Genomic DNA, 7,537 nt, shown 5'->3' with positions numbered 1-7,537 from the left:
CCATACTCCCGCCCATTCCCCGAACGCTTGTAACCCCCAAACGGCGCCATCGGGTTCCAAGCCGGATGGTTCAAGTGCACCTGTCCTGCCCGTATACGCGAAGCCACGGCCCGCGCAAGCTCCAAGTCCCGCCCCTGAACGTGAGCCCCCAACCCATACACCGTGTCATTGGCAATCGCCACCGCCTCATCCACCGAGTCATACGCAATAATGCACAACACCGGCCCAAATATTTCCTCCTGGGCAATGCGCATCCCACTCTGCACCTCAGAGAACACCGTCGGCCGGGTATAGAAGCCCTTATCAAAACCCGCCACCCGCCCAGGCCCACCGCACACCAGTTTTGCCCCCTCGTCGAGGCCGGCGGCGATCATGGCTTGGACGCGATTGAACTGGGCCTCGTTGGCAATCGGACCCAGCACCGTGTCTTCCGACTGCGGGTCGCCCACGACGATTGCCTCCACGGTGGCCGCCGCCAGCGCCTCGACTTCGGCCAAGCGGTGTTTCGGCACAATCATCCGGGTCGGTGCGCTGCAGGATTGCCCGACATTGCGAAACGCCGACATCACGCCCAACGGCACGGCCTTGGCAAAATCCGCATCGGGCAACAGGATATTCGGCGACTTGCCGCCCAGCTCCTGGGTCACGCGTTTCACCGTCGGCGCCGCCGCTTGTGCAACCAGCGCGCCGGCGCGGTTGGAGCCGGTGATTGAAATCATGTCGATATCGGAGTGCGCCGCCATGGCTGCACCGACCTCGGCACCGCTGCCGTTGACCAGGTTGAAGACCCCAGGCGGCAGGCCCGCGTCGTGCACCAGTTGGGCAAACAACAGGGCGCTCAGCGGCGACAGTTCGCTGGGTTTCAACACCACGGTGCAGCCGGCGGCGATGGCCGGGGCGACTTTTGCGGTGATCTGGTACAGCGGCCAGTTCCACGGTGTGATCAGGCCGCAGACGCCGATGGCTTCGCGCTCGATCGCGGTACCGCCTTCCACGGTCTGGAATGGATAGCTGGACAGCAGGTCACGTGCGACCCGAACGTGTTCAGCCGCCAACGGCACCTGCATCGCCCGGGCGAAACTGATCGCCGCGCCCATTTCCAGGGACAGCGCCTGGGCCAACTGCTCTTTGCGCTCAAGGATGAGCGCGTGGATGTTCCCAATCACCTGCGCGCGCACGGCGGCCGGGGTCGCAGACCAACCCGCAAACGCCGCGCGTGCTGCTGCGACGGCGCGGTCCACATCCGCGGCCGAGCCACGTGCCACCTGGGCGACTACCGTCTCATCGGCCGGATTGACCACCGGTAAACTGGCCGGGATGACGGGCGAAACCCACTGGCCATCGATGTAAAACCGCTGGGATGTGTGCGGATCGATGCTGTTGCTATGCGAAGAGTGTGTGGTCATCCAACGAGCTCCCTGGAGCGGTAATGGCGCTGCGAACAGCACGGCCCTGTCTTCCCGATAAACTAGCAAAACGGCCCCACCCAAAGATGCCGTTATTCAAGCCTGCAAGGGATAATCTGCTGAATCCAACATCCCCGCAGCCCACTAGATTCTTTGTGGTGAGCGGGCTTGCCCCGCGCTGGGGTGCGAAGCGGCCCCAATATGGGCTAATGAATTTCTCCAGACAAAACGGGGGCGCATGGTTTCAGGGCCGCTTCGCAGCCCAGCGCGGGCGATGCGGCGACCCGACAAGCCCGCTCACTACAAATTCTCTGCCGCAGGTTGTCTTGCTAGCCGATTGCTTGCGTTACCAGGGCAAACTGCTGGACGCCGTCGCGCGATTGCGGGGGCACGCCCAGCACCATGCGTGGCGCTCTGTCCACGCACGGCAGCCCCAGGCTTTCCAGCCAGCCGGCCAAGCCGCAATCGGCCAGAATGTCGAAGCGCACGAAGGCTCCGGGAATCAGCCGCAGCAGGTGGGTGATCAACTGTCGGGCCTGGTCCGGGTTCTGCGCGACCACCGGGCCGATGATATGCCCGCGACCAAATCGACGCAGCAGGGCGCAACCCTGCAGTTGCCCTTGCACCTCGAGGCCGGCCACGTGTTCGGCCGTGGGCAGCAAATCATTGAGCACCCCGGTGCGGTCCAGGCCACTGCCTGCATTGGCGAGTTCAATCACCTGCGGGTAATCGGCCAGGCTCATCGCGCGGCATTGCGTGTGCTCGACCAAGGGCTGTGGCGCTGGCGTCTGCAGCACGCCTTGATGTTGCTGGATGCGCGCGAAATCGACGAAGCCCATGCTTGCGTAAAGCGGTGCGCCGGATTCGGTGGCGTTGAGGATCGGCGTGCGCGGCGCCGCAGCCTCCAGGCACAGCTGCATCAGCCGGCGTCCGATGCCGTTGCCTTGGTGCGCATCGTTGACGATCACTAGGCCGATGGAGGAATAAGCGCCCTGGTGACAGGCGAACGCCACGCCCACCAGATGGCCGTCATGCTCGGCGACGAAGCCTTCGGAGGTGCGCTGCACCATGGCCCAATCTTCCTCGCGGTGAGGCCACTTCAGGTGTACGGACAGCGCATGGGCGGCGGGCATGTCGGCGGCGGTGGCCGAGCGATAAACATAGGCGTGGCTCATATCAGTTTTCCTGTGGTGGGCGCGCTCGCGGGCACCGTCGAAGGTTGGGTAAACCGCCGGATATCAAAGGGGCTGATCAGGGTGCTGGTGCTGCCGGTGCTGATCAGTTCGGCCATTACGTCCCCCACGCCAGGGCCAAGCTGGAAGCCGTGGCCGCAGAAGCCAAAGGCATAAAACAGCCCGTCCACGGCGCCACTTGGGCCCATCACCGGCAGGGAGTCCGGGGTGTAGCTTTCGATGCCACTCCACACGCGGATGATGTTCAGCTTTTCGGCGCCGGGCAGCAGTCGGCGCATCTGGCGCATCTGGTTGAGCAGGCTCTCGGGCTTGAAATAGGCGCGTCGATTGATCATGTCCGGGGTACAGCGATTGCCGCCGCCAATGATGATGTTGCCGCGCGGGATCTGCCGGAAGTAGATCACCTCTTCCTTGATTTTGGTAAACACGCCGATCACGGTCGGCAAGGCATAGGGCACCGGTTCGGTGACCGACATCTGCGGGCCGTTGGGCTCCAGCGGTACCGGTTCACCGAAACGCTCGGACAACCGCGCCGCCCAGGCACCGGCGGTAATCAACAGTTGCTCGGCAACGAACAATTGCCCATCGGTGGTGGTGACGTGGAACAGGCCGTTGACCTTTTCCACGTCGGCGACTTCGGTTCTTTCCTCGATGCGCGCACCGAGGCGCCGTGCCGCGCGGGCAAACGCCGGGGCTGCCAGGCGCGGGTTGGCGTGACCATCGTGAGGCGCGTAGGAGCCACCTTTTACGTCCGGTCCCAGAAAGCCGAAGCGTTTGTGCAACTCGGCGCCGCGATAGATTTGCAGGTCCAGCTGCGCCGCTTCCGGCGCGGCGGCGTAGGCCTCCAGTTCGGCAATTTCATCTTCGCGGTAACACACACGCATATGCCCGCTGGGGATGAATTCAAGGTCGTCGTCGATCAGTTCCGGCAGGCGTTTCCACAGCGCCCACGAACGATTCGCCAGCTCCAGCTGCCCCAGGTAGCGTCCCTGGCGGCGCACGTTGCCGAAGTTGACGCCGCTGGCGTACTGGCCGATCTGGTCACGTTCCAGCAGCGTGACCGAACAACCGCGCCGCCGCAGGAAAAACGCGGACGACGCCCCCATGATGCCGCCGCCGATGATCAGCACATCGCTTTTAGATCCTGCTTGATTACCAGCCATGGAGGCGGCTCCAGGTGTGCACGCCACCGTCGGCGTCCAGGGCGTGATAGTCCGGGAACTGCGCGCCGGTGGCACAGGCATGGTTAGGCAGGATGCGCAGCCGACTGCCGATGGGGAAGCGTTCGGTAATGTCATCACCGTCGACGGTGTGCAGGGTAATGATGCCGTGTTCCTGGTTGGCGCCGGTGACGCGCGCGCCTTCGAGCCAGACGCCGGCTTCGCTGCACACTTGGCCATAACCAAAGTCCTGACGCTGACGCTGGGTACCACGGTCTCGGCTCATCGCCATCCAGCCGGCGTCGGTGATGACCCAGCCTTTCTCCGGTTGATGGCCGATCACGCTGGTCAGCACGCTCAGCGCCAGCTCGTCCGGCTGGCACACGCCGATGTTGTGCATGACCAGGTCGAAGAACACATAGACCCCGGCGCGCACTTCGGTGACGCCGTCCAGGTTCAGCGCCGACAGGGCCGTGGGGGTGGAACCGATGCTGACGTCGGGGCATGCCAGCCCGGTCGCGCGGATTCGTTGCGCGGCGCGCACGCACAGCGCACGCTCCTGTTCGGCCAGCACTTGCAGGGCTTCAGGCGTGTCGAGTTCGTAACTGGAGCCGGCGTGGGTCATCACGCCACGCAAGTGCATGCCGCCGTCGCTGAGGATTCGCGCCACGTCCAGCAGGGCCTCGTCTTCAGCGGCCAGGCCGGAGCGGTGGCCATCGCAGTCGATTTCAATCCATACGTCGAGGCGCTCGTCGTGTTGCTGTGCGAACGCGACGAGGGCTTGGGCACCGGCGACGCTGTCGGTGAGCAGGCTCAGGTTGCAGCCTTGGCGCCGCAGGGCCAGGGCTTGGGGCAGTTTGCCCGGCGCGACGGCCACGGCATAAAACACATCGAGGATGCCTTGGCTGAAGCAATGCTGCGCCTCCTTGAGGGTCGACACCGTGACACCGCTGGCGCCCGCAGCGAGCTGCGCCTGGATCACCGGCAGGCATTTACTGGTCTTGATATGCGGGCGTAAACGCACGCCGAGGGTATTCATCCGTTGCTGCATCCGCTGGATATTGTGCTGCATCCGCGGGATATCGATCAGTGCGGCGGGGGTGTCGAGGGCGGCAATCGGCGTGGGCATGGCAGGGCTCGAATGGCTGGGTTCAGGTTGCACTCTACTCAGGCATCCTTAAGGTGTGGTTCAATCAAAGCTAATCAATCATTAAGTAAAATTGAATGATCTCCATCGAAGACCTGCGCCTGGCCGCCACACTTGCACGCTGCGAGTCGCTGAGTGCTGCCGCCAGAGTCCTGAATGTGTCGCCGCCGGCGCTGTCCATGCGCCTGCGTAAGTTGGAGACGCTGCTGGGGCTGACCTTGGCCAACCGCGATGCGCGGCGCCTCAGCTTGACCGCCGACGGCGAACGTTTTTCCCGCGAAAGTGCGCTGCTGCTGGAGCAGTTGGAAGCGCTGCCGGAGTCATTCAGGCAAAAGGACGAAACACTGGTGGGCACACTGAGGCTGGCCGCGCCGTTTGGCTATGGCCGCCAACGCATCGCGCCGCTGTTGGCACGGTTTGCCAGAGTGCATCCGCAGCTTTGCCTGCACCTGGATCTGCGCGAGACACCTTGGCCGGACCGGCATGACAGCGATGCGGTGATCCACATCGGCCATCTCAACGACAGCCTGTGGACCGGTCGGCAACTCACGCCGAACGAGCGCTGGTTATGCGCGAGCCCGGCCTACCTGCAAGCGCACGGCGTGCCGTCCTCCCCGGATCAACTCGCCGAGCATCGCTGCATCTGCATTCGAGAAAACGATGAGGATGTGACGCTGTGGCACCTGCGCAAGGGGCAGGGCCGCAAGACGTTGCGCGTGGAGCCTGCGTTGCTGAGTAACGACGGCAGCGTTGCCCGGCGCTGGGCCGAGCAAGGCTTGGGGTTGGTGCTGCGTTCGCAGTGGGATGTGAGTGACGCCATCGCCAGCGGCAGCCTGGTACGCGTGTTGGCGGACTGGAGCTTTGACAGCGCACCGATCGTCCTGCTGGTGCCGTCACGTAAACTGCGCAGCCCGCGCGTCCAAGCCTTGGTGGCGTTCCTGGAAGAGGCGCTGAAAGCCTGATTTATTTCACCGCGTAGACCTTGCGCACATACACCGTGCTGTTCCAGGCACACGGCGCGCCTTTGGCCACAAACACGCTGTCACCGGTGTTGACCGTCACCTCGGCACCGCTGTCATCCTGCAGGGTGACGCGGCCTTCGAGCAGGTGCATCAACTCATGCAGTTTGTGCGGGCGGCCGTGGCGGGCGTAGGGCGTCGAGTCCCAGATGCCGATACGCAGCTCGGTGACCGCATCGTCGAACAGGTTGAACGCACGGCACTGCGGCGTGGGACCGATCAGGATCTGCGCTTCCGGCGCGGCGGAGGGGTTGAGCAGGGTGCGCGGGTCGAGCAGGGTCAGGCCGGGGCGGGCGGGTGCGTCGGCCTGATCGTAGGCGCAGAACGCCCACTGGCTGCCTGCGCTCGCCTGCACGGTGAGGCGTGTGCCACGACCGATCACGGCGCTGGCGCCGACGCCCAGTTCCAGCGTTTGCTCGGCACTGCTGAGCACCACATGGCCTGCGTGCACCACCAGTGTTTCACTGTGGGGGAAGTCTTCGATCACGGTGTCACCGCTGAACCCTACAAGGCCTGCGGACACACCATCGTCGCCTCGCCAGGCGAGTTGACGGGTGTCGCCGAATGGGTCCAACGCGCTCAAGGCGCCCGTGTTGAAGGACGTGGCAACGCGGCTGCCGTCGGCACGCGCCAACAGCAGGATACGGGGAGATGACATGGGGAGTGCTCCGGGAGGAAAAGTCAGCCGATCGCCTGGGTGATCAGGGCAAAGGGGTGTAGGCCTTGGCTGGCCTGGGGCGGCGTGCCTCGGGCCATCTGCGCGACGGTGTCGACGTTCTTCAGGCCCGCCTGTTCGAGCCAGTCACTGAGGCCGCAGGCGACGGGGATGTCGATGCGCACAAAGGCGTCCGGCACCTGGGCCAGCAATGTGGCGATCAGGTGCTTGGCCTGCTCGATGTGCTCGGCCACCACCGGGCCGATGCACCGCCCACGCCCAAACGGTCGCAGCAGGGCGAAGCCGCGTAGCTGCCCATCACGCTCGATGCCCACGGCGTGCTCCACCTGCAGGTCGCGTAATACGTCGCGGCGGTCGAGGCCGCTGGCGGCTTTGGCGAGTGTCAGCAGGGCGGTGTGATCATCGGTGTGCAGGGCGCGGCAGGTTTCGCCGTTGGCCAGCGGCGGCAGGGCAGGCACCTGCACCTGGCCCTGATGCTGCTGCACCCGTCCGAATTCGACAAAGCCCTGGCTGGCGTACAACGGCGCACCGGCGAGGGTCGCGTTGAGGACCGGGGTGCGTGAGCCGCAGGCGGCGAGGGCTTTTTCCATCAGGCGTCGGCCGATGCCCTGGCCTTGGTAGTCATCGCTGACGATCACCAGGCCGATGGTGGCGTAATCGCCTTGGGGGCAGGTGAAGGCGCTGCCGATCAGCCGCTCGCCGTCCGTCACCACGAAGCCGTCGCTGACCCGGTGCAACGTGGCCCAGTCTTCCAGGCGGTGGGGCCATTTGAGTTGTACCGACAGGGCGTGGGCGGCCGGGAGGTCGTCTGTGGTCATAGGGCGGTAGGTATAAGCGGGGTGTGGCAGGGCGGACATGGCATGCCTCCATAGAACGTGGTTTTTTGCGGCGTCAGGGTGCTTGTATCCCACCTGGGTTGGGGGCTGGCAAGGGGGG

Annotated in this window: 7 protein-coding genes; 1 reads left to right on the top strand and 6 read right to left on the bottom strand. The window is 64.7% G+C overall.

Going from position 1 to position 7,537, the window contains the following annotated elements:
- From K7431_RS30640 to K7431_RS30625, 4 genes are all read right to left on the bottom strand, one after another.
- Positions 1–1,406: aldehyde dehydrogenase family protein (locus K7431_RS30640; protein ID WP_224316766.1), on the bottom strand; the 1,406-nt coding region annotated here is incomplete at its 3' end.
- 329 nt (positions 1,407–1,735) lie between these two features.
- Entirely contained in the window at positions 1,736–2,581 is an 846-nt protein-coding gene (locus tag K7431_RS30635; RefSeq protein WP_015884847.1) for a GNAT family N-acetyltransferase, read from the bottom strand.
- Positions 2,578–3,762 (bottom strand): NAD(P)/FAD-dependent oxidoreductase, encoded by a 1,185-nt coding sequence (locus tag K7431_RS30630; protein ID WP_043205605.1) that lies wholly within the window; start codon positions 3,760–3,762, stop codon positions 2,578–2,580. The genes K7431_RS30635 and K7431_RS30630 overlap by 4 nt, the downstream gene beginning before the upstream one ends.
- The gene (locus tag K7431_RS30625; RefSeq protein ID WP_015884845.1) at positions 3,752–4,888 is read right to left on the bottom strand and encodes a DSD1 family PLP-dependent enzyme; all 1,137 of its coding nucleotides are present in this window, start codon (positions 4,886–4,888) and stop codon (positions 3,752–3,754) included. Before K7431_RS30625 ends, K7431_RS30630 begins: the two co-directional genes overlap by 11 nt.
- 95 nt (positions 4,889–4,983) lie before the next feature.
- Between K7431_RS30625 and K7431_RS30620 the strand changes: the two genes are divergently transcribed.
- Positions 4,984–5,868 carry a LysR family transcriptional regulator gene (locus K7431_RS30620; protein WP_015884844.1) on the top strand — a complete coding sequence of 295 codons (885 nt, stop codon included), beginning with the start codon at positions 4,984–4,986 and terminating at the stop codon, positions 5,866–5,868.
- A gap of 1 nt (position 5,869) precedes the next feature.
- On the opposite strand, the gene K7431_RS30615 is transcribed toward K7431_RS30620, so the two are convergent.
- Both K7431_RS30615 and K7431_RS30610 read right to left on the bottom strand, forming a co-directional pair.
- Positions 5,870–6,583 (bottom strand): cupin domain-containing protein, encoded by a 714-nt coding sequence (locus K7431_RS30615; RefSeq protein WP_015884843.1) that lies wholly within the window; start codon positions 6,581–6,583, stop codon positions 5,870–5,872.
- Positions 6,584–6,606: 23 nt separating this feature from the next.
- Positions 6,607–7,458 carry a GNAT family N-acetyltransferase gene (locus tag K7431_RS30610; RefSeq protein WP_015884842.1) on the bottom strand — a complete coding sequence of 284 codons (852 nt, stop codon included), beginning with the start codon at positions 7,456–7,458 and terminating at the stop codon, positions 6,607–6,609.
- Positions 7,459–7,537 lie beyond the last annotated feature (79 nt).

It is taken from the genome of Pseudomonas fluorescens group sp. (assembly GCF_020093335.1).
Taxonomy (GTDB): domain Bacteria; phylum Pseudomonadota; class Gammaproteobacteria; order Pseudomonadales; family Pseudomonadaceae; genus Aquipseudomonas; species Aquipseudomonas petroselini.
The sequence above is the reverse complement of the archived record's forward strand: the minus strand, read 5'-3'. Positions and strand labels throughout refer to the sequence as shown.